Origin of the sequence: Rhodocyclus purpureus (assembly GCF_016653115.1) — a bacterium.
GTDB classification, from domain to species: domain Bacteria; phylum Pseudomonadota; class Gammaproteobacteria; order Burkholderiales; family Rhodocyclaceae; genus Rhodocyclus; species Rhodocyclus purpureus.
In genome coordinates, this window is the sequence record NZ_NHRX01000061.1 from 103,244 (window position 1) to 124,889 (window position 21,646).

28 protein-coding genes and 1 tRNA gene are annotated in these 21,646 nt (G+C 65.2%); 14 read left to right on the forward strand and 15 right to left on the reverse strand.

All coding sequences use genetic code 11. The features are described from left to right. Nucleotides 1–63: 63 nt before the first annotated feature. Nucleotides 64–1,168 (reverse strand): peptide chain release factor 2 gene (prfB, locus tag CCR84_RS12610; protein ID WP_201212797.1). Its coding sequence is split into 2 segments (ribosomal slippage): nt 64–1,086 and nt 1,088–1,168, totalling 1,104 coding nucleotides; the frame shifts between segments, so codons are not numbered across the junction. Between the two features lie 103 nt (nt 1,169–1,271). On the opposite strand from prfB, the gene CCR84_RS12615 reads away from it, so the two are divergent. Further along, nucleotides 1,272–1,346, forward strand: a tRNA-Val gene (locus CCR84_RS12615). Between the two features lie 116 nt (nt 1,347–1,462). Here CCR84_RS12615 and CCR84_RS12620 read toward each other — a convergent pair. From CCR84_RS12620 to CCR84_RS12665, 10 genes are all read right to left on the reverse strand, one after another. Then, on the reverse strand, nt 1,463–2,518 hold the full coding sequence (locus tag CCR84_RS12620) for a tyrosine-type recombinase/integrase (RefSeq protein ID WP_201212806.1): 1,056 nt from the start codon (nt 2,516–2,518) through the stop codon (nt 1,463–1,465). Continuing rightward, a complete protein-coding gene (locus tag CCR84_RS12625; RefSeq protein ID WP_201212807.1) occupies nt 2,505–2,726 on the reverse strand; it encodes a DUF4224 domain-containing protein in 222 nt (73 codons plus the stop codon). The genes CCR84_RS12620 and CCR84_RS12625 overlap by 14 nt, the downstream gene beginning before the upstream one ends. Then, entirely contained in the window at nt 2,723–2,932 is a 210-nt protein-coding gene (locus CCR84_RS12630; protein ID WP_201212809.1) for a hypothetical protein, read from the reverse strand. The genes CCR84_RS12625 and CCR84_RS12630 overlap by 4 nt, the downstream gene beginning before the upstream one ends. Nucleotides 2,933–2,934: 2 nt before the next feature. Then, nucleotides 2,935–3,714, reverse strand: a complete 780-nt coding sequence (locus CCR84_RS12635) for a hypothetical protein (protein WP_201212811.1) — start codon at nt 3,712–3,714, stop codon at nt 2,935–2,937. Beyond that, the gene (locus CCR84_RS12640; RefSeq protein ID WP_201212813.1) at nt 3,711–4,055 is read right to left on the reverse strand and encodes a hypothetical protein; all 345 of its coding nucleotides are present in this window, start codon (nt 4,053–4,055) and stop codon (nt 3,711–3,713) included. Before CCR84_RS12640 ends, CCR84_RS12635 begins: the two co-directional genes overlap by 4 nt. After that, nucleotides 4,045–4,461, reverse strand: coding sequence for a hypothetical protein (locus CCR84_RS12645; protein ID WP_201212816.1), 417 nt, complete (start codon nt 4,459–4,461; stop codon nt 4,045–4,047). The genes CCR84_RS12640 and CCR84_RS12645 overlap by 11 nt, the downstream gene beginning before the upstream one ends. Further along, nucleotides 4,455–4,649 carry a hypothetical protein gene (locus tag CCR84_RS12650; RefSeq protein WP_201212818.1) on the reverse strand — a complete coding sequence of 65 codons (195 nt, stop codon included), beginning with the start codon at nt 4,647–4,649 and terminating at the stop codon, nt 4,455–4,457. The genes CCR84_RS12645 and CCR84_RS12650 overlap by 7 nt, the downstream gene beginning before the upstream one ends. Beyond that, nucleotides 4,646–5,170, reverse strand: coding sequence for a hypothetical protein (locus CCR84_RS12655; RefSeq protein WP_201212821.1), 525 nt, complete (start codon nt 5,168–5,170; stop codon nt 4,646–4,648). Before CCR84_RS12655 ends, CCR84_RS12650 begins: the two co-directional genes overlap by 4 nt. A 126-nt stretch (nt 5,171–5,296) precedes the next feature. After that, the gene (locus CCR84_RS12660) at nt 5,297–5,719 is read right to left on the reverse strand and encodes a hypothetical protein (RefSeq protein ID WP_201212823.1); all 423 of its coding nucleotides are present in this window, start codon (nt 5,717–5,719) and stop codon (nt 5,297–5,299) included. A gap of 199 nt (nt 5,720–5,918) precedes the next feature. Next, entirely contained in the window at nt 5,919–7,523 is a 1,605-nt protein-coding gene (locus CCR84_RS12665) for a GIY-YIG nuclease family protein (protein WP_201212830.1), read from the reverse strand. 248 nt (nt 7,524–7,771) lie between these two features. On the opposite strand from CCR84_RS12665, the gene CCR84_RS12670 reads away from it, so the two are divergent. Beyond that, nucleotides 7,772–8,065 carry a hypothetical protein gene (locus CCR84_RS12670; protein WP_201212832.1) on the forward strand — a complete coding sequence of 98 codons (294 nt, stop codon included), beginning with the start codon at nt 7,772–7,774 and terminating at the stop codon, nt 8,063–8,065. An 8-nt stretch (nt 8,066–8,073) separates the two neighbouring features. Then, the gene (locus CCR84_RS12675; RefSeq protein ID WP_201212834.1) at nt 8,074–8,439 is read left to right on the forward strand and encodes a hypothetical protein; all 366 of its coding nucleotides are present in this window, start codon (nt 8,074–8,076) and stop codon (nt 8,437–8,439) included. Between the two features lie 155 nt (nt 8,440–8,594). On the opposite strand, the gene CCR84_RS12680 is transcribed toward CCR84_RS12675, so the two are convergent. From CCR84_RS12680 to CCR84_RS12690, 3 genes are read right to left on the reverse strand one after another with little or no spacing between them, the layout of a single operon-like run. Next, nucleotides 8,595–9,569, reverse strand: a complete 975-nt coding sequence (locus CCR84_RS12680) for a hypothetical protein (protein ID WP_242508714.1) — start codon at nt 9,567–9,569, stop codon at nt 8,595–8,597. Further along, nucleotides 9,566–10,027, reverse strand: coding sequence for a DUF6932 family protein (locus CCR84_RS12685; RefSeq protein ID WP_201212836.1), 462 nt, complete (start codon nt 10,025–10,027; stop codon nt 9,566–9,568). The genes CCR84_RS12680 and CCR84_RS12685 overlap by 4 nt, the downstream gene beginning before the upstream one ends. A gap of 28 nt (nt 10,028–10,055) precedes the next feature. Further along, a complete protein-coding gene (locus CCR84_RS12690) occupies nt 10,056–10,835 on the reverse strand; it encodes a S24 family peptidase (protein WP_201212838.1) in 780 nt (259 codons plus the stop codon). Between the two features lie 81 nt (nt 10,836–10,916). On the opposite strand from CCR84_RS12690, the gene CCR84_RS12695 reads away from it, so the two are divergent. Continuing rightward, nucleotides 10,917–11,324, forward strand: coding sequence for a helix-turn-helix domain-containing protein (locus CCR84_RS12695; RefSeq protein ID WP_201212845.1), 408 nt, complete (start codon nt 10,917–10,919; stop codon nt 11,322–11,324). Further along, nucleotides 11,324–11,593 (forward strand): hypothetical protein, encoded by a 270-nt coding sequence (locus tag CCR84_RS12700; protein ID WP_201212847.1) that lies wholly within the window; start codon nt 11,324–11,326, stop codon nt 11,591–11,593. Before CCR84_RS12695 ends, CCR84_RS12700 begins: the two co-directional genes overlap by 1 nt. A gap of 10 nt (nt 11,594–11,603) precedes the next feature. Here CCR84_RS12700 and CCR84_RS12705 read toward each other — a convergent pair whose 3' ends face one another. Beyond that, the gene (locus tag CCR84_RS12705) at nt 11,604–11,816 is read right to left on the reverse strand and encodes a hypothetical protein (RefSeq protein WP_201212849.1); all 213 of its coding nucleotides are present in this window, start codon (nt 11,814–11,816) and stop codon (nt 11,604–11,606) included. 200 nt (nt 11,817–12,016) lie between these two features. On the opposite strand from CCR84_RS12705, the gene CCR84_RS12710 reads away from it, so the two are divergent. From CCR84_RS12710 to CCR84_RS12750, 9 genes are all read left to right on the forward strand, one after another. Next, a complete protein-coding gene (locus CCR84_RS12710; protein WP_338052611.1) occupies nt 12,017–12,517 on the forward strand; it encodes a phage regulatory CII family protein in 501 nt (166 codons plus the stop codon). 6 nt (nt 12,518–12,523) lie between these two features. Continuing rightward, a complete protein-coding gene (locus tag CCR84_RS12715) occupies nt 12,524–15,214 on the forward strand; it encodes a CHC2 zinc finger domain-containing protein (RefSeq protein WP_201212853.1) in 2,691 nt (896 codons plus the stop codon). A 274-nt stretch (nt 15,215–15,488) separates the two neighbouring features. Next, nucleotides 15,489–15,731 carry a hypothetical protein gene (locus CCR84_RS12720; RefSeq protein WP_201212855.1) on the forward strand — a complete coding sequence of 81 codons (243 nt, stop codon included), beginning with the start codon at nt 15,489–15,491 and terminating at the stop codon, nt 15,729–15,731. Continuing rightward, nucleotides 15,728–16,111: a hypothetical protein gene (locus CCR84_RS12725; RefSeq protein WP_201212857.1), complete on the forward strand. Its 384-nt coding sequence runs from the start codon at nt 15,728–15,730 to the stop codon at nt 16,109–16,111. The genes CCR84_RS12720 and CCR84_RS12725 overlap by 4 nt, the downstream gene beginning before the upstream one ends. Nucleotides 16,112–16,217: 106 nt before the next feature. Beyond that, nucleotides 16,218–16,835, forward strand: coding sequence for a phage tail protein (locus CCR84_RS12730; protein WP_201212859.1), 618 nt, complete (start codon nt 16,218–16,220; stop codon nt 16,833–16,835). An 88-nt stretch (nt 16,836–16,923) separates the two neighbouring features. Beyond that, nucleotides 16,924–17,493, forward strand: a complete 570-nt coding sequence (locus CCR84_RS12735) for an ArsR family transcriptional regulator (RefSeq protein ID WP_201212861.1) — start codon at nt 16,924–16,926, stop codon at nt 17,491–17,493. Then, nucleotides 17,402–19,429, forward strand: coding sequence for a phage terminase large subunit family protein (locus CCR84_RS12740; RefSeq protein WP_201212863.1), 2,028 nt, complete (start codon nt 17,402–17,404; stop codon nt 19,427–19,429). The genes CCR84_RS12735 and CCR84_RS12740 overlap by 92 nt, the downstream gene beginning before the upstream one ends. Next, nucleotides 19,429–19,989 (forward strand): hypothetical protein, encoded by a 561-nt coding sequence (locus tag CCR84_RS12745; RefSeq protein WP_201212865.1) that lies wholly within the window; start codon nt 19,429–19,431, stop codon nt 19,987–19,989. The genes CCR84_RS12740 and CCR84_RS12745 overlap by 1 nt, the downstream gene beginning before the upstream one ends. A gap of 7 nt (nt 19,990–19,996) precedes the next feature. Beyond that, nucleotides 19,997–21,643, forward strand: coding sequence for a phage portal protein (locus CCR84_RS12750; RefSeq protein WP_201212868.1), 1,647 nt, complete (start codon nt 19,997–19,999; stop codon nt 21,641–21,643). The last annotated feature ends 3 nt before the right edge of the window (nt 21,644–21,646 follow it).

The following is a 21,646-nucleotide window of genomic DNA, read 5'->3' on the forward strand; positions in this document are numbered from 1 at the left end:
TCTGAGTTTGTCAGAGTGTGACAGGCGCCGCGGGCGCGGGCCGGCATTGGCCGGCCCCGACGCTCAGACCCCCTGTTTCAGGCTGGCCTCGATGAACAGGTCGAGGTCGCCGTCGAGGACGCTCTGCGTGTTGCCGACTTCGACGTTGGTGCGCAGGTCCTTGATCCGCGACTGGTCGAGCACGTAGGAGCGGATCTGGTGGCCCCAGCCGATGTCGGTCTTGGCGTCCTCGAGCTTCTGCTGCTCGGCCTGGCGCTTGCGCAACTCGGCCTCGTACAGGCGCGACTTCAGCATCGCCATCGCCTCGGCGCGGTTGCGGTGCTGCGAGCGGTCGTTCTGGCACTGGACGACGATTCCCGACGGGATGTGCGTGATGCGCACCGCCGAGTCGGTCTTGTTGATGTGCTGGCCGCCGGCGCCCGACGCCCGGTAGGTATCGACGCGCAGGTCGGCCGGGTTAACCTCGATCTCGAACGAGTCGTCGATTTCCGGATAGGCGAAGACCGAGCAGAAGCTGGTGTGCCGGCGCGCGTTCGAGTCGAACGGCGACTTGCGCACCAGGCGGTGGATGCCCGACTCCGAGCGCAGCATGCCGTAGGCGTACTCGCCGGACAGCTTGATGGTCGCCGTCTTGATGCCGGCGACTTCGCCTTCGGATTCTTCGAGCACCTCGACCGTGAAGCCCTTGCGCTCGCCGTACTTGATGTACATGCGCAGCAGCATCGACGCCCAGTCCTGCGCTTCGGTGCCGCCGGCGCCGGCCTGGATGTCGATGAAGGTGTTGAGCGGGTCGGCCGGGTTGTTGAACATGCGCCGGAATTCCAGCCCGGAGATTTCCTTCTCGATGCCGTCGATGTCGGCGGCGACGGCGTGCAGCGTGTCGTCGTCGTTTTCCTCGCGCGCCATCTCGAACAGGTCGCTGGCGTCGGCGAGGCCGGCGGCGACGCGGTCGAGGACGAGGACGACGCCTTCGAGCGCCTTCTTCTCCTTGCCGAGTTCCTGCGCGCGTTCGGGCTTATCCCAGACCGTCGGGTCTTCGAGTTCGCGGCTGACCGCGTTCAGCTGATCGTGCTTCTGATCGTAGTCAAAGATACCTCCGCAGTTCGTTCGCCCGCTGGGCGAGGTCCGCAAAGCGGTTGGCGAGGACGTTGAGCTGTTCGGCTTCCATGATCTTGTATCTTCCGCGAGGGCAAAGGCGAGATTATAACCGAGCACCGCGGCAAGGATTGACCCGCGCAACGGGCTGTGGTTTAATACGCACCTTCTCTATCGGGCGGTTAACTCAGCGGTAGAGTGCCACCTTCACACGGTGGAAGCCACTGGTTCGATCCCAGTACCGCCCACCATTTCAAAGCCTTGTATTTGCAAGGTTTTCAGCAAAAAAGCTGTCTAACAATATTTTCAGCGGCAAGCGATTAAGCCATTGATTTTATTGGTTATGCAATAATGCTATTAGACAGCCTCAAGCCGCTCCGGCCGGCTTGATCCGCTCGGGTTTCCGGCGATAGACGCGGGCCGTCATCCTCGCGTCGGAGTGGGCCAGCAGTTGCCGCGCGCGCTCCAGCGACTCCGCATCGCTCCCCACTTTTGCGCGCAGGTCGTGCTCGGTGAAACGCTCGCTCACGGCGGTTTCCTTCAGCACACGAGTCATGAAGTGCTGCCAGATGTTGTTCCAGTTGCCCGCGGTGCCGTCGGAGCGCACGAAGCATTTGCCGTCGAGCTGGCAGAACAGGTACGGCGAGAGTGCCGGTCGCGCATCCTTGGCGGACTCGACCGCGGCGCGCAGTTCGGGCGACCATTCGTAGATCACGCGCTTCCCGGTGCTCGCCTTCGTCTTGCTCGGCGTGACGTGGATGCCGTCCTCGCGGCAGTCGGAGACCGTCAGCAGCAGCAGGTCGCGCTGGCGAAGGCCCGTCAGCAGCTTCAGCCGCAGGTAGGCCTGCACCATGCGGACGCTGCCGACCTTGCGCGTCGGCGGCAGCGACAGCGCCTCTTCCAGCTCCCAGTCTTCGACGTATCGGGTGCGCGGCGCGGCGCCGGAGATGCGGACTTCGCCCTTGAACGGGTGCGCGGCGATCAGGCCCCACTCGACCGCCTTCGTGAAGGCGTGGCTCAGCACCTCGATTTCCCGCTTCGCGGCCGTCGCCTTGCCGCGCTTCGCGGCGTACTGGTAGACGTGCTGCGGCTCCAGGTCTTCGAGCGCCATCGCGCCGAACACCGCGCGCAGCGTGGCCAAGTGCCGCTTGTTCTCGGTCTGCGTCTTCGGCGCCTTGCCGGGCACGGTGTCGAGCAGGTAGCGGTCGAGCAGCTCGCCGATCGTGGTCGGCTTCTCCGGTGCGACGCCGCGATCGGCCCACGTCCGGTAGGCCTCCTGGAGCGTGCCGCCGAGCCGGAACCATGTCTTTCCATCCCACTGCGCTTTGCATGCTGGCGGGACGATGTAGTAGACGGACCCGTTCTTCCACGTCCAGCGTGCCGGCAGCCCGCGGTTCTCCTGGCGGCGTTTAAGCGGCGACATCGAGGGCGCTCCAGTCGGGCTTAGTCTTGCGCTTCGGTTTCTGCGCGGCCTTGTTCTCGGCCTCGATGTCGGCGCGCACGACCACGACGACGCCGTCGGGGCGCCGCGTGTAGCGGATGCCCATTGCCGTGAGCGCGCGGACCTGAGCCGACGGGCGGACCTTGCCGGTCAATGTTTCGAGTTCGGCGGGGGAGAGGAAGAGGCTCATGTCGCCTCGCCTTTCGTCATTTTCTCCTGCCGCCTGATCTCCCGCTCCAGCATCCGGATGATGGTCTTGCGCGGCGTCGCGCTCTTGCGCTCTTCCTCTACGGACGCCTGCAGGCGGTCGATCGCGAACGGCCGGCCGTTGTCGATCGCGCAGCGGATCGTCGAGGCGAGATCCTGCGCGCTGGTATTGTTGAGCAGGTAAGCCATGATCAGACCTTCATCCTGTGCTGGGTGAGCGTGGCGCCGGCGGTGAGTTGGGAGACGGTCTTGCTGCCGCCATGTCCTGGCGCGATCGCCGTGAGCAGCCGTGCCAGTTGAGTGGTCTGGTCCTCGTCGAGCAGCAACTTGGCGCCGCCAACCTGGATGCGCAGCCGGCGGTCAGAGCCAAGCAGGAAGAGCGGCTTGTCGTCAGCTTCGCGTGCCTCGCGTTTCTCGGCGTTCTTCGCCAGCATCTCGCGCACCGACGGCGCTGCCGCTGCCGGCGCTTCGGCAGTCGGCGCCTTGCCGGCGACAAGCCAGCCCTTGGTCGGTCGATGGATGTCGCCGACCCGGGCCAGCCCGGTGAGCTGCGAGTCGATCGAGGCCTTGCCGATGTCGGGCAGCGCCGTGAGCAGCTCCTGGCGGCTGATGCCGATCGATCCGCGCGCGCGGATGACGGCGAGGATGCGAGATGCGATCGTTGTTTTCTGCATGGCAAAAGTTCCTTTCGTTGTTCTCAGCGCCGGGCGGCGCGATGCGCCTGCAGCCTGCGCCCCTCCCGGCGCCGCCAGCGGATTGCGCAGCGGGCACGCGTCCTGGCCGGCCGGGGTGATGCGATAGACGAACCCTTCGAAGCTCTCCGAGCGGGTCGCAAGCCCGGCGCGCACGGCGGTACTGGCCTGGGTGTAGGCCGCCGGGCAGCGCTCGCGCAACTGCGCGGCCTCGATCGGCCCGGCGCGCAGGATCAGCAGCAGCCGGCCCAGGGTGCTGTCGGGACTGATCGGCTTCATTGCTGCGGACCCTCCGGAATCGGCGCCCAGAACAGGACCGACTCGGCATCGACCGGCTCGCAGCCGTCGGTCAGCATCCAGCGCTCTTCGCCGCGGAACGCCGTCCACACCGAGAACGGCGAGAACTCATCCCGGGTCTTGATCAGCGCCTCCTCGTCAGAGCCGGGGAGCTCCGGGCCGGCGGGTCGCCACTCGATCAGCTCGACGTTCGGCCGCAGCGCGCGCAGGCCGGCAGCCACGATCGCGTCGTAGACCTCCTCCAGGCTCGCGCCATGCATCTTCGTGCGCAGGCGCTCAATCGTCTCCATCAGCTCGACCTCGAGCTTCTCGCTAGCGGTCATCGCGCATCTCCTTGCCCATGACCCGCGGCTTGGCTGCCCGCCAGTCGACCATGTCGAGGTCGGCCTCGTGATGGTGCCCACGGTCGCCGTGCCAGAACCCGGCGTGGCCGTCCTGGCCGATTGTCCGGCGGCGCTGGGCGCCGGGCATCGCTGCCCGTCGGTGCGCCTGCGCGGCATCGACGCCGCCGTCGGCCGCGCGCGCCTCCGGCGTCGATACCCGCAGTTCCGCGCGCTGCAGCTTGTGGCGCAGCGTCGTCGCCTCGGTACGGGCGATCGCCAGCGACTCCAGCGTGTCTTCCAGCCGTTGCTCCAGCTGCTCGACCATGGCATCGGCCAAGGCGGAGTCGCGCTTCAGGTTGCGCAGGGCCACGGCGCCTTTTGCGTGTTGGTAGAGGCGTTTCAGCATTGCCGCGCCCTCCACCAGGCGTCGGCCTGCGCGTTGATGCGCGCCAGGCGTTCGGACAGGGCCCGTTCGCGGTCCTGGTTCTCGACCAGCGCCTGTCCGCAGCGGCGCAGCCGGTCGCGGGCGAGGTCAGTCTCGAGACACGCGTACATCAGCCGCGCACGCAGCAAGAGTCGGCGGAGGCGGATCACGATTGCACCTCCTGTGCACGCGTGTGCACCGCCCGGGCCATGATCGCCGCCGGGGCGATGCAGGCGTCGCGCAGCGCGCAGAGCTGCGACGCGCGCACGAACTCGTCGATCTCATCCTGCGGCATCACGACCAGCGACTCGAAATGTTTGGCCGGGATGATCGTGTACCAGCATCCGAGGTCGCCGTGCCAGAGGGCGTCCGCCTCGAACGTCAGCGTCTCGGCTGCTATATCGACGCCAACGCACTTCGCGACGAAGCCGCCCAGGGCGGTGCGCGCCTGACCCGAAGCCTGCTTCGCCTCGCGCAGCGCGGCGCCGGCGCGCTGGATCAGCGCCAGGCGCGGATTGGCGCGCGTCGTGCCGCCATCCTCGCCGACCAGGCCCTCCCGATCGTTCCGCTCCGCCCAGCGGATCTTCTCCGCGGGCGACATCACCGCCAGCGCGCCCTGGATGATCTTGTTCGCGGCGGAGAGCTCCTCGAGCAGCTCGCCCGCCAGCGCCTGCAGGTCCGGGGCGCTCACTTCAACACCTCGATCAGCGTGCAGATGGCGTCGGCGGCATTCGTTCCGGAAACCACATGCGTGATGCCGCGATGGCGGATCCGGTACAGGCCCGGGCGAATTCTCGTTGCAGCCATGTCGATCTCCTCAAACGGTGGTTTCGATGTCGCGCAACTGCCCGCCGACGTGGTGGGCCATGGCCAGCAGCGCCGCGCGGTAGCCGCGCCGATACTCCTCGCCCTGCGCAGGGTCTGCTTGCGGCAGCAGGTCGAGCCCGCCGCAGCGCTGCAGCTCGTCGAGCGGCTCGGCAATCTCCGCAAGGATCTGCTGGGCGCGCAGCCGCCTGAATTGAGCCATCGGCATCTCCGCTGCCGCATCGATCGCCGCCTGCCCGGCCTCCGCCGTTTCGGCCCAGTCGGTCGCCGTGATGCCTTCGCGCGTAATCCACCATGCGCTGCGCCCAGCGCAGCTCGATCCTTCTGGATACGTGTGCACATGCCCGCGCTCGACACCGGCGGACAAAGACACGAGCGTCCGCGTGTCTTCTCCCACTCGCCATCTTTCGCCCATCTCGCTCTCCTTGGTCGGTGTCGCCCGCCGTCGGGGAGGATTCCCCTGCCGTTTCCCGCGGCCTTGCCTGGTTGATGAGTTGCGGCGGGCGATGGTTAAATACTAGCGCCGCTATTCTACGAATGCAATAGCGGCGCTAGTATTCGAGGCGAAAAAAACCCGCCAGCCTTTCGGGTGGCGGGTCTTGGCGCCCAGGCAGTTAGGCGGCCACTTCTTCCTCTTCGATCTCCGTTTCGATCTCCTCCTGGACTTGCGCCCACTCCTGGGCGATCTGTGGGTTTTCGAGGATCTGCTGTTCGATGCGCAGCGTCTCGCGATACTGCAGGGCCTCGGCAGCCATGGTCCATTGCGCCTCGATGCCGAGCGCGCTCACTTCGCTGCGGATGTCGGCGAGTTCGACGCGGAAAAACTCCTTGCGCGGGTTCACCTTGTTCAACTGCCGGCGCCGGAAGTGTGCGTGCAGCGAGCGTTCGAGCGTAGGTGCGTCGTCGCTGTAGATCATCGCGTGAATGTCGAACTCGAACGGCACGCTGGCGTCTCCCAGTTCTCGAATGCGGTCAGTCGGCTCCAGACGCCGTGTCATGCCAATCTTGAAGACATCCTCGCCGAAAGAACCGATGTTGGAGATGATGTAGACGTGTCCGGCGCGCGTCTGCTGCGCCATCGAGAGCGCACGCTGGCTCTTTGCTTCAGCGGCGGCGAGCTTTTCCTCCATGTCGCGCAGTTTCGCCTCGTATTCGGCACGCTGGGCATCGCTCGCGGTGGCGACTTGCGCCTGCAGCTTGTCCATGGCCTTGCGCAAGGCCTCCTCGTCACGTGCCGCTTCCTTGATCGCGCGCTCGTATTCGCGCCGGGCCTTCTCTTCCTCGCGCATCTGCTCGCGCAGCGCGCGCTGCTCTTCGCGCTCCTGTTCCTTCAGCGCGTTGGCGGTGGCGGCCCATTTCAGCTCTTCGAGGCGTGCCCCGAGGTATTCCTCGGTGATGCGGGCGTTGCGGAAGGCGGCGCCGTTGAAATTCACCAGGGCGTAGGCGTCGCGGATTTCCTGCGCGAGCTTGCCGTGGTTATCCGCCTTGCTGCGCGACAGGATCGAGTCGACCTTGCCGTTGAAGGCGTCGACGGCAAAGCGGATGGCGGTCTCCTTGCGGTTCTCCTCGACGTAATCGCAAGTAGCGGCGCGGCCAGTCCGGACCATGGCGCGGCTGGTTTCGCGCGCCTCCTTGAGACGCTGCCCGGCTTCGGTGTAACCGAACTCTTCGGCCAGATTGTCGAGCAGGTTGTAGGTCGGGACGATGTAGGCGTCGCCGTAGCCTTCGATGAGGTTCTTCATCGCCTGGGCAGTGTCGGCGAACTCCTTGGCGCGGTTCATCGCACCATACGCTTCGCCGGCAATCTCTTCGGCCCGCCGCTTTGCAGCGTCGATGATGCGCGATGCTTCGACGACGGCGGCCTGCAGGCGGGTCTCGCTCTGCTCGAGTTTTGCCCGGGCGGCCTGGTTAGCCTCCTTGCGCTCGCGCTCGGCATCCTGTTTGGCTTGTGCCAACGTGTCGCTTGCTTCGCCAAGGATGTCCTTGGCCTTGGCGTCGGCGTCTAGAATGCCCTCATACTTGGCCAGCTCGCCGACGCGCTTTTCGAGCGAGGCGACCTGCGACGAGAACTGCCGCTGCATCTGCTCACGCTCTGCGGCGGCTGCCTTGGCTGCATTCGCTGCAGCTTCGGTCGCGGAGACCAGCGCGGCATCGGCCTCGCGCTTTTTGAACCAAAGAACGAGCACCGCGACGAGCGCGATGACCAGCAAGAACTCCATGGCATCCTCCCTGTGTTTGGCGAAGATACGATGGTATAAAAAAACCCGCTTCGCAGGCGGGTTTTATGATCGGATGATCGGGCATTCGTCATGCACTGGCAGCGCGCAAAAAAAAGCCCGCGCGAGGCGGGCTTGGTCGCTAAGTGCCAGGGAGTCGCCGGGAGTGGCGTTTTGGGCTTGACGCGGAACGGGTAAGCGCCGATACTTCAGTCATGGTGTATATACACAACATTTAGCAGGGCGATGCCATGCCTCTCTTGATCAGTGACCGCATCCGCGAAAAGCTGGCCGGGAAGAACCCTCCCGTGTCGGAACAGGAACTGGTTCAATGTTTCGCCAATCAAACCCGAGAACCTCTGATCGATCTGCGCAGCGAACACCTCACCGACCCGCCAACACGCTGGTTCGTGGGTGAGACCGACTACGGAAGAAAGATCAAGATCATGTACGTCAATCGGCAAGAGGGTACGCACATCAAGTCGGCTTACGACGCCGATCAAAACATCATCCGTATATACAACAAGTACGCTAAGCCACTATGAGGAAAACCATGGAAGCCACTCAACGCATCCCCGACACCGAAGAGGCGTGGGACACCGGCGAGCTGGGCGCTGACGAAGCCTTCGTTGGGCATCTGTCCGAGGATGAGCGCGCCGCCGATTTTGCTGCGATCAACGAGTCGCTTGGCCTTCAACCCATCTCGATCCGCCTTGAAAAGTCGCTGATCGATGACTTCAAGTCGATCGCGACCATCAACGGGCTCGGCTATCAGACCCTGATGCGGCAGGCGCTCAAGCGCTTTGCCGAGTGCGAGAAAAAGCGGATCGTGGGGCAGATGGCGGCGCAGATGCGCGAGAGACAGAGCGCGCTCGCCGACGACAAGCCGAGAGCCCAGCGACAAAAAAAGGCCGCCTGACCGGGCCCATCAACCAGACGAAGCCGCCTCCGGGCGGCTTTTTCACATCTGGGGCATGCTACGTTCGCCCGGAAAATGATGCCGGTCAGTGGTCAGGCATCGCCGCAGCAGGCATAAGAAAGCCCGCGCGGGACGGCCTGGACCGCCGCCGCGCGCTATATCAGCCGGGCAGTTTTCGGAAGGGGATCGACGCGCTCGACGTACATCAGCCGGGGACGGCCTTGCGGGTCGCATTCGTAACGCCCCGACACCTGAACCGCGCTGCCTAGCATGGCTTTGGCCTGTTCGATGTGCAGCACGGGCAAGGCGCAGCGCACGACGCCGTCTGCCGTGCGCAGATGAAAGCGCGTCTTGTCCAAATCCGCCTCGCGCACTTCACCCTGAAACACTCCTTCGCGCAAGCGGTCGACCACGGGGCGCCGGAACGCCTCTTGAAGAACGACGCGCTCGCGTTGCGACAGCGAGGCGCTTCCGTATTGCCGCGACGAAATCCCCAGAGTATGGATGCCGCGCTTTCCGGTCGGCGCGAACGCCAACAACGACATGAGCGCAGCGTCGCGCTGTGCCGGGTCGGGCTCCGCTTCGTTCAGACCTGGGCGTAGCGCTTCGTCGTCGATGAAACGCGCGAGCATCGGCAGCCGTGCCGCGGTGTCGACCAGTCGCTCGCCAAGGCCGCTGTCCTCTGCCAGCAACGGCGATTCCGGCATCATCAGCTTGAGTCCGATCCACACGCTGCCAGGGGCAATTCCAGACAGACGCAGGTCCGCCTCTCGCGAAATGCGTTTGCCGTCGACGCCCATCAGGTCGAGTGTCGCCCGGATTAGGGCACGCATGTTCTTGTTGGCGGTTCCCGTCAGCCAGTTGAGTGCGGACAGCCAGGGCAGATTGTGTTCGGCGCCCGGCCCCTCGGCATGCAGGACCAGATCGGAGTGCTCGACCACCTGGAACAGCGGGTAGGACTCGTACGCGATCTTGTCGATCTGGTCGATGATGCCCCTTACCAGGTCCGCCGCATCGACAGCGATGCCTTGATCCTTGGCGAGCAGGCCGACGCCGATGCTGTGCTCAAGGAAAATACGCATCGCGTCTTTGGGCGTTCCGTCCCAGAGCGGACGAACGTCTGTCATCATGGAACGATCCTCAGAATACCTTTCGGATGGGTGCGATCGAGCTGCAATTCCGCCGCTGCCTTGTCGCCCAAGTACTGAAAAAACTTAGCTAAGTCGTTCGGCAAGGCCGGGTGACGAGGCCACACGTCCACATGATACTTCGTCTTGAGGTCTGCCCGCTCGCATTGGCAGCGAAGCATGAAAACTACCGCCTGCTCCAGTGGCGCCTGCGGATGGAGGTCGAACACGGCATCGATGTCATCGGGGTCTGGCTTTCTCCGGACGAAACTGCCATCAACCAGCACCGCCGCCGGAAGGCCTTGCGGTGCCCACCATTCGGCGAGCAATCGTTGCAGTCCTGATAGCAACATCACCCTTCGCGGCGTCCAGCAAAAACGCTGCTCGATTTCCGCCGTGGTCGCGTCGTGGATGCCAGGCGGCAGCAGGCCGTGTTCGTCGTGATCGGGAATCATGGCCATCCTTCTTGTCTCCCCCTTTGGGTCGTTGTTAAGGCTTGCACGTCTTGAACCACCGCCGTACCTGGCCGAGGATGGTCAGGCGGTCGGCTTCGCGCGGGGTGGCGATCTGGTCAGGGTAGAGCTCCTTGTCGGGATTGTCGGAGACGATGCGCAGGTTGCCGCTGAGCACGTCGGCGATCAGCCGCTTGACGATGAGGTGCTCGTTCCACGCCAGGCAGTAGATGCCGTCGCCGCGAAACTCGCGCACGCGCACGTCGACGAACATCAGCGAGCCGTCGTCTATGGTCGGCTGCATGCTGATGCCGGCGCACGTGACCAGCTTGACGTACTCGGGGTTCGCCGTGCCCAGGTTCTCCAGCGCCCACGACTTCAACACCGGCAGGTTGGCGACGATGTCGGAGCGGTCGATGCATTCGGCGCCGGCGCCGGCGGACATCCGCACGTCGTGGATCTCGAGCTGGACGTAGTCGGCGTGCGTCGGCTGCGGTAGCGCTTGGCGCGAAGCGTCGGCGGCCGGGGCGGCGTCTGTTGCCGGAGACAGCGCCGAGACGGTGCGCGCTTCAGCGGCCAGCCGCGGCGAGAAGTCTTCGATGGCGCAGCCCAGCGCTTTTGCGAACTTCGCCGCAGCAGCGAGATTCAGCGGCGATTTCGCATTGAGGTATTGCCACACCATGCCCTGCGTGCCGATGCCCGTTTCCGCACCGAATTCAGCCTGTGATCCGACGGCGCGTTCGACGTAAATCGCCTTGAGCGCCTTGGCCTCACGGGTATGGACGTCCTCAATCTTCGAAGCTTTTGTTTTTGGCATGGCTCGATCATAAGCAACGCTATTTTATCTGCAACGAGCAGCACTATTGACGCGATTAAATAGCGGCGCTAGTATGTTCCTATGAACAACATCCTCACCATCCGCGAGCGGCTGAAGCTGTCACAAGCGGCCTTTGGCAAGGCCATCGGCGTGACGCAGGGCAACGTCTCGCACTACGAGCGCGGACAGGAAGTGCCGCCGGACGTGGCCCGCCGGGTCATCGCCGCCGCGGCGCTGCATGGACTGCACATTTCCTTCGACGACATCTACGGCATCGAGGTGCGCGCCGGCGGCAGCAAGTCGCCCGCTAAGACCTACGTCTGCGTCTGCGCTCCCGTGGGCGCACCGCCTGCCGAGCGTGCCGACCATTCGGGCGGCGCCACCGAAATGGTCGACGAGCACCCCTGCGGCCTCTGCGACCCGCGCCAGTCCGACCGCCGCACCCACCCCGACCGCCGCCAAGCGCGGCACAACGAAGAGGCCGTCTGATGTCATCCGATTTCACGCTTCAGATATCGACGACGCTGGACGGCGTTTGCGTGACGCTGGCCGTTCAAGTCGCGCCCGCTGATCTAGGAAGGCTGCTTGAAGTTCGAGAACGCGGGTTTTCAGGCGATGAAGTTTCAGGTCTTGCCCAAGCGACTCTTCCGGCATTGCTGCCAGCATTGTTTCAAGCGCGCGATCAATGGTTGCAAAGTCTATCGGCGGCGCATCGCCGTCTGCTTGCGTCTGAGATCGAGGCGCTTCGGTCGTCATGATCGGCTCCCCTCAATTCCGGTCGGGCAGCCGCGCTTCGACCGTGCGCGCGATTTCGTCGAGCAGGCCGGCGCTCGGTCCTTGCCCGCGCTGCTCGGCTTCGTCGGCAAGCCGGCGCAGGTCGGCGGCGAGCCTGGCCGGGTCGACCTGCTCGCCAAGCGCGATCGCCAGTCCACCCAGGGCGTCGGTGATGGCTTGTATGGCTTCCTGATCGGTCAGTTTCATGGGCGTTCCTTCCGTTTCGAGGCTGATGAAGTGGAATTCGCATTCTCCCACGGTCGGGGCGCCCGCCTTTTCGAGCATCACCTCCCCAAGCCGCGACGGCGGCGTTTTGGCCCCGGGGGTCTCGCGATCCCCGGGCTTTTTTTCATGATGGTCGGGGGCGATGTGTTCTTCAACGGCAATAAAAAGGGAGGTCTACCGAGATGACATGCCGTTACACCGAGATCAATCAGCACGATGCGCTGTACATTGCGGCGCGCGCTTACCCCGGCGGGGTCGAGGCCATGGCCCAGCGCATGGGCACGGCAGCGCATGTGCTGTACAAGAAGCTGCGGCCGGCCGTCGCGACGCATCACGTCAATTACGAGGAGGTCTCGGAGATCGTCGAGCACCTCGAGGCGGCCGGTAAGTCGGACATGGCCGACCTGGCGTTGTCGGCGTTCGCGTGGCGTCATGGCCGCGTCCTCGTCCGCTTGCCAGAGACGAGCGCTGCCGGCGGCGAGCTGTTCGCCCTGGTGCTGCAGCTCATGCGCGAGGAGGGCGCACTGGCGGCGCACATCGACGCGGCGCTGGCCGACGACGGCCGCATCGATGATGCCGAGCTGGCAACGGTCGAGAAGGATCTGCAGGAGTGCATCTCCGCGCTCGTGGTGCTGCGCGACCAGGTGCGCGCGCGGCACGCGGCCGACCAGCGGAAGGGCTGATCGGTGATGCACCGAATCGACCAGTCGGATATCGACGCGCTTCTGGCGCGGGTCGATATCGTTTCCGTCATCGACCAGTTCGTCCCGCTGAAGAAGGCGGGGTCGGAATTCGAGGCGCTGTGCCCGTTTCACTCGGAGAAGACGCCGTCGTTCCGCGTCGTCCCGGCCAAGGGCTTCTATCACTGCCACGGCTGCGGCACGCACGGCAACGCGATCGATTTCATGATGGAGTACGGCTCGATGGGTTTCCGCGAGGCGTTCCAGGCGCTCGGGGGTGTCATCCCGGGCGAAGAGAACGCGCCGGCGCTGCCTGTACGCCCGGCACCGGCTCCGCGCGCAGACGTTCAGGCCGATGATGAGTCGCCGTGGGTGGCGGTCCTGCCGGCGCCGGCGGATGCGCCAGAGCCGCCGCGGGCGCATTACGTGCGCGGCCTGCCGGAGTGCGTGTGGGCGTACCGCAACTTTACGGGCTCGCTGCTCGGCTTCGTCTATCGCTTCCGCCGTTCGGGCGGCGGCAAGGAGACGCTGCCGCTGGTGTGGTGCCGCAACGAACTGACCGGCGCCTGCGAGTGGCGCTGGAAGGCGTTCCCCGAGCCGCGCCCGCTGTACGGGCTGGACCGCCTGGCGGCGCGACCGTCGGCGCCGGTGCTGGTGGTCGAGGGCGAGAAGTGCGCGGATGCGGGCCATCTGGCGCTGCCGGACTTCGTCACGGTGTCGTGGCCCGGCGGCGGCAAAGCGGTGAGCAAGGCGAGCTGGGAGGCGCTGCGCGATCGCGAGGTCTGGCTGTGGCCGGACTGCGACGCGGCGCGCGTGCCGCTGACGCAGGATCAATTGCTCGAGCTGGTCGGCGATCCCGAGCTGTCGGCGCTGCCGCGTTCACGCGAGCGGACGGCGCGCCTGCAGGCGGCGGTGAAGTTGCACCAGGAGGCGGTCGATGCTGCTGCTGCAAGGCAGCCGCTGCTGCCGGTCGAGGAGCAGCCGGGGGTGCGCGCGATGAACGAGGTCGCCGAGATCCTGCGCGGCCTGGGCTGCACGGTGCGCCTGGTGCCGATCCCGGACCCGGGCGAGGCGCCGTCGGGGTGGGACATCGCCGATGCGATCGAGGACGGGCTGCTCGGTGAGGCGCTCGCCGTGCGCGTGCGGTCGGCGCCGTTGCTGTTCTCGTCGGACCTTGCTGCCGCCGATGCGTGCGATGCGGACGATGCTTCCCCGCTGCCGTGGGAGGAGGGTGCGCCTGCGGACTCTCCCGTTCCCTCTGGAGGCGAGGCGTCGCCAGCGGCCCCGGCGCACTCCGGGGGGGCGGGGGCGGAGGCCGCAGGATCCACGAGCCAGCCGGGGGCGGCGAAGCCGAAGAAGGAGAAGAAGCCGGTCGATTGGAACAAGTTCAACGACTTGGCAGAAAACTTCGTGCTGGTCTATGGCACCGATACGGTGTGGGACTGCCTCCAGAAGATGCTGATCAAGGTCAATCATCTGCGTCTGGCGTTCGGTTCCGACCTGGTCAAGATGTGGCTGGGGTCGGAGAAGCGGCGCATGGTCCGGCTGGATCAGTTGGTGTTCGAGCCTGGGCGTGAGGTCGAGTATCCGGCCATCAACCTCTTCGACGGCTTCGAGATGAAGCCGAAGCGCGGGGACTGCGATCCGCTGATCGAGCTGCTGGCGTACCTGTGCCGGGATTCTGCCGAGACACCCGAAGACGTCGAGCGCGTCGTCGATTGGGTGCTCAAGTGGCTCGCGCTGCCCTTGCAGCGGCCGGGGGCGAAGATGCGCTCGGCGCTGGTGTTCCACGGCCCGCAGGGCGCCGGCAAGAACCTGTTCTTCGAGTCGGTGGCAGCGATCTACGGGAAGTATTCGATCGTGGTCGGCCAGGGGCAGCTCGAGTCGCAGTACAACGAGTGGTGCTCGCGCCGGCTGATGGCGATCGGCGACGAGGTCATCGCGCGCGCGGAGCTCTATCACCACAAGAACAAGCTGAAGTCGCTGATCACCGGCGAGACGATCCCGATCGAGCAGAAGTTCATGCCGATGCGTGTCGAGTCGAATCACCTGAACGTGGTGTTCCTGTCGAACGAGACGCAGCCGCTGGCATTGGAGGAGGGCGACCGCCGCTATTTCGTCGTCTACACGCCGTCGCAGAACCAGGAGGGGCTGTACGAGCGGGTGGATCAGTGCCTCAGGGCCGGTGGCGCGGAAGCGCTGTACCGCTATCTGCTCGATTACCCGCTCGGCGACTTTTCCGAGTTCACGCGGCCGCTGATGACGACGGCCAAGCGTGACCTGATCGAGCTGGGTCTGCGCCCGGCGGAACGCTTCATCCGCGAGTGGCTGGCTGGGTATCTCCCGCTCCCTCTTCAGGTGTGTTCGGCAACGCAGCTCTACCGGGCCTTCCGGCGTTGGTGCGGGGCGACCGGGGAGCGCTTCCCGCCGCCTCAGGAGCAATTCACCAAGGTGGTGCAGAAGTACGTCTCCCAGCTGAGCGAGAAGGCCGGCAAGCCGCTGCTGATCCGCTACAAGGTGGTCAAGCTGTCCGACCCGGTGCGCGGCAAGCGCTGCGATCGCATGTGGATACCGTCCGGCTGCGGGGCACCCGAAGGCATGACCGAGGGCGCGTGGGCGGCCGATTCGTCAGTTGCGTTCGAGAAGCCGCTGCACGACTTCCTGAGCGAGGGCGTGCCTGCGGGCACGGTGGGGCAGTGATGCGCGGCGCCGGTTACGCGGTTACGCCAGCGGTTACGCGGGAGTTACGCCGTAACTCATTGAAGTTACGCAGGTTACGCGTAAAGCGCGCGCGCGTATACGTGAGCGATTTACGCCGCTGCGCTCTGACGTTGACGTAGTGCATTGGTGTAGGTTGTTCATGTGCGGGAAAAAAGCGCGTAACCGCGTAACTTGCGTAACTTCAGATACTTACGGCGTAACCACCGCGTAACTTTTACGTTTTGACGTAACTGCAAGGAAAGAAGGGGGATAAATGAAAGAGAAGAAGCCTTTGCGAAAGCTGATGCCGGAGACTGCTGAGTTCATCGATGCGGCCCGGGCGGCTTTCGGCGCTGCCGATGTCGATGCTGCGCTGAGGGCCGGAGTCTCTGGACAACCTGCCTTCTGGGCCGGTGAGGCGGGGAATGAGGTCGGCACCCGTTCTCCGGTCCCGGCCTTGTCGGTCAGCGGTTCGGCGCTATTCGTCCATGTTCAGCGAAAGGGCGGCGCGAAATGATCGAGCACATCGACAACAGGCTGCTGCGGTGGGCGGATTGGGCGGCAGGCGGACGCAGGGCGGCAGGATTAGGGTTTTCGCCCTGCACCCTTTCCCGCTGGGAGGCGACGTGCTCCTTGCGTCCGGTCGATCCGAAGTACGACGAAGAGGCCAGCGCCACCGATTCGGCCGTATCCAAGCTGCCGGACGAACTGCGCCTGGTGGTGTGCGTCTTCTACCTCAAGCCGGGCACCGCCAGGCAGAAGGCTCGGGACTGCGGGTTCAGTAGCGATACGCTGTACGCGCGGTTGCATCACGCTCACCAGCGCATCGAGCAGCATCTGGCCGATGCCAAGAAGCGCCGCACCTGGCCGGCGCGATCTTTTCTCGCGGAGGGTTGACACGATCCGACACAAGTTGTGTAATTCGGGCACGCTGGTGTTTCGACCGTCCAGCAAGCCCGCATCCGAGAGGAGAGCGGGCTTTTTCGTTTTCAGGGGCGTCGGCATGGTCAAGATCAATGTGCGGCATAACCTCAAGGAACAGGCGTCCGCACTGAGGAAGGTCGCGGTTGGCCTGAGGTCAGTTGCCATCAACGAGGCGATCAACAAGACCGCTTCGAAGGCCAGGTCGGATATGGTCAAGAAGATCACCGACGAGTTCAACATCGACAAGAGCGAAGCTAGATCCCAGTTGAAGGTGAGTCGCGCTAAGGATCGCAGCAATCTGGTCGCGGTGATCCAGGCATTCCCACGGCGCCGCGGCCATAGGTCGAGAAATGTCATGCTGTTTAATGCCGAGCCAGCCCCTGGTACGGCGACGAAACGTATTGCTGTCCTACTCGGCGGGCGATGGGTGACGCTTACCGTTCCGGTGGGTGGTGGCGTATCCGTGCAGATCAAAAGGAACGGTCCGCGAAAGATCATCAAGGGAGCGTTCATTGGCAACAAGGGCCGCACGGTGTTCGAACGAACCGGTGATGGTAGAAAGATCAAAGCCGTTGAGACTGTTGATGTTCCGTCGATGTTCAACACAAAGAGAATCAATGGCTTTGTGGTCAAGCGAATTCAAGAGAACTTTCCTAAAGAGCTACGGAAAGCAATCGCCAAGCGCCTCGCAATGTAAAACGGGTCCTTTAAAATCCCTTGTATTGCGGCGCTGAAAGACGCGGTTTCTCTCTAGTTTCGAGATGGCTAAGGGGGCCATAAGTCTCATGCCGACTCAGCAGCAGATTGCCGATCACCTCGACCTCAACCAGTCGGAGGTGAGCCGCCACCTGGAGAAGCTGGGGATCGACTGGAAGGTGGCGACGATGGACGAGATCCGCGTCGCCTACCTGCGCCATCTGCGCGGCGTGGCTGCCGGGCACCGGTCCGACGACGGCCTTGACCTGACGCGCGAGCGCGTACTGACCGAACGTGTCGATCGTGAGCTGAAGATGCTGACGGTCGCCGAGAAGAAGGGAATGCTCATCAACGTGGCCCAGTTGGAGCCCGAGCTGATGCAGATGGTCGGCGCCTTCCGGTCGGAGTTGCTGTCCCGCGACGACAAGCTCAAGAGCGAGCTCGACGCGCTGTACGGGATCGAAGTCGACCTGAGCATCCTCAATGAACACACCTTCGCCGCACTGGCACAACTCGCTCGATACGACCCAGGCGAACGCGGCTTTGCTGCGCCGGCTGGCGGCACTATTGGCGCCGCCCGAGCAAATGTCGACAACGGACTGGGCGCGCCGGTACCGGGGGATGTCGGCGAAGGCATCGGCGAGGCCGGGCCGGTATAACCCGGAGCTGACGCCCTGGGTGCCCGGCATCCACGCGGCGCTCGACGATCCGACCGTCACCAAGGTGGTGGCGAAGAAGTCGGCGCAGGTCGCCTGGACCGACGGCGTGCTGCTGAACTACGTGGGCCGGCGGATCGACATCGATCCATGCCCGATGATCATCATGTTCGCCAAGGATGGCGCGGCAAAGGAGTTCAACGACGAGAAGTTCGGACCGATGGTCGAGGCGACGCCTCGCCTGGCCGAGAAGATCCCGGTGCACAAGAAGCGCGACCGGGACAACCGCTGGCAGTTCAAGGGCTTCCCCGGCGGCTTCCTGAAGTTCGTCGGGTCCAACAGCCCCAGTTCGGTGAAATCCACGCCGGCCCCGGTGGTCGCGGTAGAGGAGCCGGACGACTGCAACGAGAACGTCAACGACCAGGGCGACACCATCACCTTGCTCGAAGAGCGGACCAAGTCCTTCCCGCGGCGCAAGGTCATCTTCGGCGGTACGCCGACGATCGAGGGTCTGTCGCGAGTCGACGCCGGCTACAAGGCCAGCGACCAGCGCAAGTTCTTCGTGCCGTGCCATCACTGCGACGAAGCGCACGTACTGTCGTGGGAGCATGTCCGCTGGACCGAAGACCCTGAGTTCAATCACGAGGTCTTCGGCCATGCCCGGCCGGAGACCGCGTACTACGTCTGTCCGCACTGCAGTTGCACGTGGAGCGATGCCGAAAAGAACCGCAACGTACGCCGGGCCGAGTCCGCCGGCTTCGGCTGGCAGGCGACGGCGCCGTTCTACGGCGTGGCCGGGTTCTACATCAACGAGCTGTACAGCCCCTTCCCCGGGTCGATCCTGCAGCGCCTGGTGGAGAAGTGGCTCACTGCGCAGCACGCGCTCGAGCAGGGCGACGACACGAAGCTGCGCTCGTTCGTGAACAACACGCAGGGGCTGGCCTATGCGTACGCGAGCGACCTGCCCGACGTCGACACGCTGAAGGAACGCGCCGAGGACTACGCCGAACTGACGGTGCCGTGGGGCGCCCTGGTGATCACGGCCGGCGTGGACGTGCAGCACGACCGCCTGGCAGTCGTGATCCGCGCCTGGGGCCGCGGCGAGGAGTCCTGGCTGCTCTACTGGGGCGAGATCCACGGTCAGACCGTGGTCGCCGAGCAAGGCGCCTGGATCGACCTCGATGCCCTGCTGTCGCGCCCGATCGCGCACGTCAGCGGCGCGAGCCTGCGCGTGCGCGCCGTCAGCGTCGACTCGTCGGACGGCCAGACCTCCGACGCCGTCTATGCCTACGTGCGGCGCCGGATGGGCCGCGGCTACATGGCGGTCAAGGGCGCGTCGATGGACGACGGTCGCGAAGTCTTCAGCCCGCCGAAGCTCTCGGTGGACACCGACCGGAAACAGAAGGCGCACAAGTACGGTCTCCGCCCGTTCATCGTCGGGACGCAGCGGGCCAAGGATCTGCTGCTCGGCGTCGATTCGAACGGCGGCCGGATCAAGCTGAACGGTACCGGGCCGGGGCGGATGCACTGGTACAAGGGCGTGCGCCCCGACTACTTCGAGCAGATCACCGCCGAGGTGAAAGCCCCGCACCGAACCATCCGCAACCGCAAGGTCTGGCAGAAAAAGGCCGGTGTGCGCAACGAAGCGCTCGACTGCGAGGTGTACGCGCTGCATGCGGCGCGCAGCCTCAAGATCAACCTCTGGAAGGAAGAGCGCTGGACCGACGAGGAACGAAAGGTTCGCCAGGCAGACCTGCTCGGCGCACCGGCAGCCGAACCGCTGCCGCCGCTTCAACCGCTGGAAGGAGGTGATCCATCGTCTGACGGCGCCGGGCCGCCTGCAGCACCCCCGGCACCCCAAGCGAAACCCGCCCGACCGAAACCTGGCGGGTTTTTTAACGCCCCGTCAGGCGGGGGCTTCAAGGCAACGAGGTGGTAATGAACATCCCCGCACAGATCACCGCCGGCGACTCCGCCAGTTGGAACGACGCCCCGGTCGTCGACGCCCAAGGGCGGCTACTGGACGCCTCGGCCTACACGCTCAAGTACCTGCTGCGCGGCCCGGCGGCGCTCGACCTGACCGCCGTCGCCGATGGCCGAGGGTGGAAGACGAGCCTGATGACCGCGCAGAGCGCTGGCCTGACGGCCGGCGCTTACACGGTGGTGGCCCAGCTCAGCAAGAGCGGCGAGCGCATCACGGTCGGCTCAGGCCGCCTGACGGTGCTTCCCGATCTGAGCGCGCAAGCCGCCGGCTACGACGGTCGCAGCCTCGCCGAGAAGGCGCTGGCCGACGCCGAAAGCGCGCTCGCCGACCTCACGCGCAGCGGCGCCAAGGTCAAGGAATACAAGATCGGCACGCGCGAAGCCCGCTACTACACCGCACCCGAACTCATCTCGGCCATCACCTTCTGGAAGGCGAGGGTCCTGAACGAGCGCACCGCGCAGGACATCGCCAACGGTCTGGGCAATCCCCGCAACCTGATGGTCAGATTCAAGTGAGCCGCTGATGGGTAACTGGTACAACCAAGAGCGCATCGCCCAGAAGGGGTCCGTCGTGCTTGCCGCATGGAACGCCGAACGGCAGGCGCAGCGCGACAAGATCGCCCGGCAGGAAGCGCAGCGCATGTACGCCGCCGCGCAGATGAACCGCCTGACCTCCGACTGGTCGGCGCTCAACACCTCCGCCGACTCGGAGATCCTGACCAGCCTGCGCCTGTTGCGCGCGCGCTCGCGCGAAATGGTGCGCGACAACGCACACGCCAAGAACGCCGTGCGCATCGTGCAGAACAACGTCGTCGGTACCGGCATCGGCGTCCAGGCGCAGGTAGCGAACGCGCGCGGCAAGCTGCTCGACCCGATCAACTCGCAGATCGAGGAGGCCTGGGAGCGTTGGTGCGATCGCAAGACCTGCCACACGGCGGGGCTGCTCGGCCTGCCCGACATCCTGCGCCTGATCATGGGGCAACTGGTCGAAGCCGGCGAAGTGCTGATCCGCAAGGTCAGGCAGCCATTCGGCGGCGGTCGCATCCCGTTCGCCCTCGAAGTGATCGAGGCCGACCGGCTGATGGACCAATGGCAGACCGCGCAGGCGCCGAATGGCAACGCCATCCGCATGGGGGTCGAGATCGACGCATGGGGCCGCCCGGTGGCCTACTGGCTGCACCCGACGCACCCCGGCGACTACCAGTTTCGCGCCTTCGTCGCCAGCAAGTTCATCCGCGTGCCGGCCGAAGAGATGATCCACCTCTACATCGTCGAGCGCTGGCCGCAGACGCGCGGCGTGCCCTGGTTCCACGCGGTGCTGCGGCGCTTGAACGACATGAAGGGCTACGCCGAGGCAGAGATCGTCGCGGCGAGAGCCTCGGCCAACATCGTCGGCTTCATCAAGGCGCCCGAGCCCGCCGCTGGCGACGACGTGGCTTACGGACAGCGGGTGATCGATTCCGAGCCAGGCACCTTCAAGCAACTGCTGCCCGGCGAGGATTTCATCGGCTTCAACCCGAGCCGGCCGAATGCCGCGCTGGAGCCGTTCATGCGCTTCATGCTGCGCGAAATGGCTGCCGGCGTCGGCACGAGTTACGAGGCGCTGTCGAGGGACTACTCGCAGTCGAACTACTCCAGCTCGCGCCTGGCGCTGCTCGACGACCGCGACCTATGGCGCGTGCTGCAGGGGTGGCTGATCCGCAACTGCCTGTCGGAGATCTACCGCGAGTGGCTGCCGGCCGCGGTGCTCGCCGGCGAAGTCCTCGCCCCGGACTACTACAGCAACCCGTACAAGTACGAGCGGGTGCGCTTCAAGCCGCGCGGCTGGAACTGGATCGACCCGACCAAGGAGGTCAACGCCTTCCGGGCAGCGGTCCGCGCCGGCTTCATGACCGTGTCCGACGTGATCGCCCAGACCGGCGGCGGCGCCGATGCCGAGGACGTGTTCAAGGGCCGTCGTCAGGAGCTGGACATGATGGGCGAGCTCGAGCTGGTGTTCGACACCGACCCGGCGCAAGTCGACATGGCGGGCAAGGGGCAAGCCGCCGCCGGCGCCGAGGCCGGCGAAGAAGGCGCTTCCGGACAGGAAGGGCAGGAAGGCGAGCCCGAAGAGCCTGAGCAGGATCCTGGCGAAACAGCAGAAGCCGGCGAGCCGCCGGAGAAGACCTGAAAG

Coding starts and splice junctions, on each gene's coding strand:
- CCR84_RS12680 (WP_242508714.1), bottom strand. CDS start 9,569: ATGATGACAGACGTTCGTCCGCTCTGGGACGGAACGCCCAAAGACGCG.
- CCR84_RS12640 (WP_201212813.1), bottom strand. CDS start 4,055: ATGACCGCTAGCGAGAAGCTCGAGGTCGAGCTGATGGAGACGATTGAG.
- CCR84_RS12675 (WP_201212834.1), top strand. CDS start 8,074: ATGGAAGCCACTCAACGCATCCCCGACACCGAAGAGGCGTGGGACACC.
- CCR84_RS12690 (WP_201212838.1), bottom strand. CDS start 10,835: ATGCCAAAAACAAAAGCTTCGAAGATTGAGGACGTCCATACCCGTGAG.
- CCR84_RS12730 (WP_201212859.1), top strand. CDS start 16,218: ATGGTCAAGATCAATGTGCGGCATAACCTCAAGGAACAGGCGTCCGCA.
- CCR84_RS12625 (WP_201212807.1), bottom strand. CDS start 2,726: ATGAGCCTCTTCCTCTCCCCCGCCGAACTCGAAACATTGACCGGCAAG.
- CCR84_RS12735 (WP_201212861.1), top strand. CDS start 16,924: ATGCCGACTCAGCAGCAGATTGCCGATCACCTCGACCTCAACCAGTCG.
- CCR84_RS12630 (WP_201212809.1), bottom strand. CDS start 2,932: ATGGCTTACCTGCTCAACAATACCAGCGCGCAGGATCTCGCCTCGACG.
- CCR84_RS12705 (WP_201212849.1), bottom strand. CDS start 11,816: ATGAAACTGACCGATCAGGAAGCCATACAAGCCATCACCGACGCCCTG.
- CCR84_RS12645 (WP_201212816.1), bottom strand. CDS start 4,461: ATGCTGAAACGCCTCTACCAACACGCAAAAGGCGCCGTGGCCCTGCGC.
- CCR84_RS12720 (WP_201212855.1), top strand. CDS start 15,489: ATGAAAGAGAAGAAGCCTTTGCGAAAGCTGATGCCGGAGACTGCTGAG.
- CCR84_RS12700 (WP_201212847.1), top strand. CDS start 11,324: ATGTCATCCGATTTCACGCTTCAGATATCGACGACGCTGGACGGCGTT.
- CCR84_RS12670 (WP_201212832.1), top strand. CDS start 7,772: ATGCCTCTCTTGATCAGTGACCGCATCCGCGAAAAGCTGGCCGGGAAG.
- CCR84_RS12750 (WP_201212868.1), top strand. CDS start 19,997: ATGGGTAACTGGTACAACCAAGAGCGCATCGCCCAGAAGGGGTCCGTC.
- CCR84_RS12710 (WP_338052611.1), top strand. CDS start 12,017: ATGACATGCCGTTACACCGAGATCAATCAGCACGATGCGCTGTACATT.
- CCR84_RS12695 (WP_201212845.1), top strand. CDS start 10,917: ATGAACAACATCCTCACCATCCGCGAGCGGCTGAAGCTGTCACAAGCG.
- CCR84_RS12725 (WP_201212857.1), top strand. CDS start 15,728: ATGATCGAGCACATCGACAACAGGCTGCTGCGGTGGGCGGATTGGGCG.
- CCR84_RS12635 (WP_201212811.1), bottom strand. CDS start 3,714: ATGAAGCCGATCAGTCCCGACAGCACCCTGGGCCGGCTGCTGCTGATC.
- CCR84_RS12660 (WP_201212823.1), bottom strand. CDS start 5,719: ATGGGCGAAAGATGGCGAGTGGGAGAAGACACGCGGACGCTCGTGTCT.
- CCR84_RS12665 (WP_201212830.1), bottom strand. CDS start 7,523: ATGGAGTTCTTGCTGGTCATCGCGCTCGTCGCGGTGCTCGTTCTTTGG.
- CCR84_RS12685 (WP_201212836.1), bottom strand. CDS start 10,027: ATGGCCATGATTCCCGATCACGACGAACACGGCCTGCTGCCGCCTGGC.
- CCR84_RS12620 (WP_201212806.1), bottom strand. CDS start 2,518: ATGTCGCCGCTTAAACGCCGCCAGGAGAACCGCGGGCTGCCGGCACGC.
- CCR84_RS12715 (WP_201212853.1), top strand. CDS start 12,524: ATGCACCGAATCGACCAGTCGGATATCGACGCGCTTCTGGCGCGGGTC.
- CCR84_RS12745 (WP_201212865.1), top strand. CDS start 19,429: ATGAACATCCCCGCACAGATCACCGCCGGCGACTCCGCCAGTTGGAAC.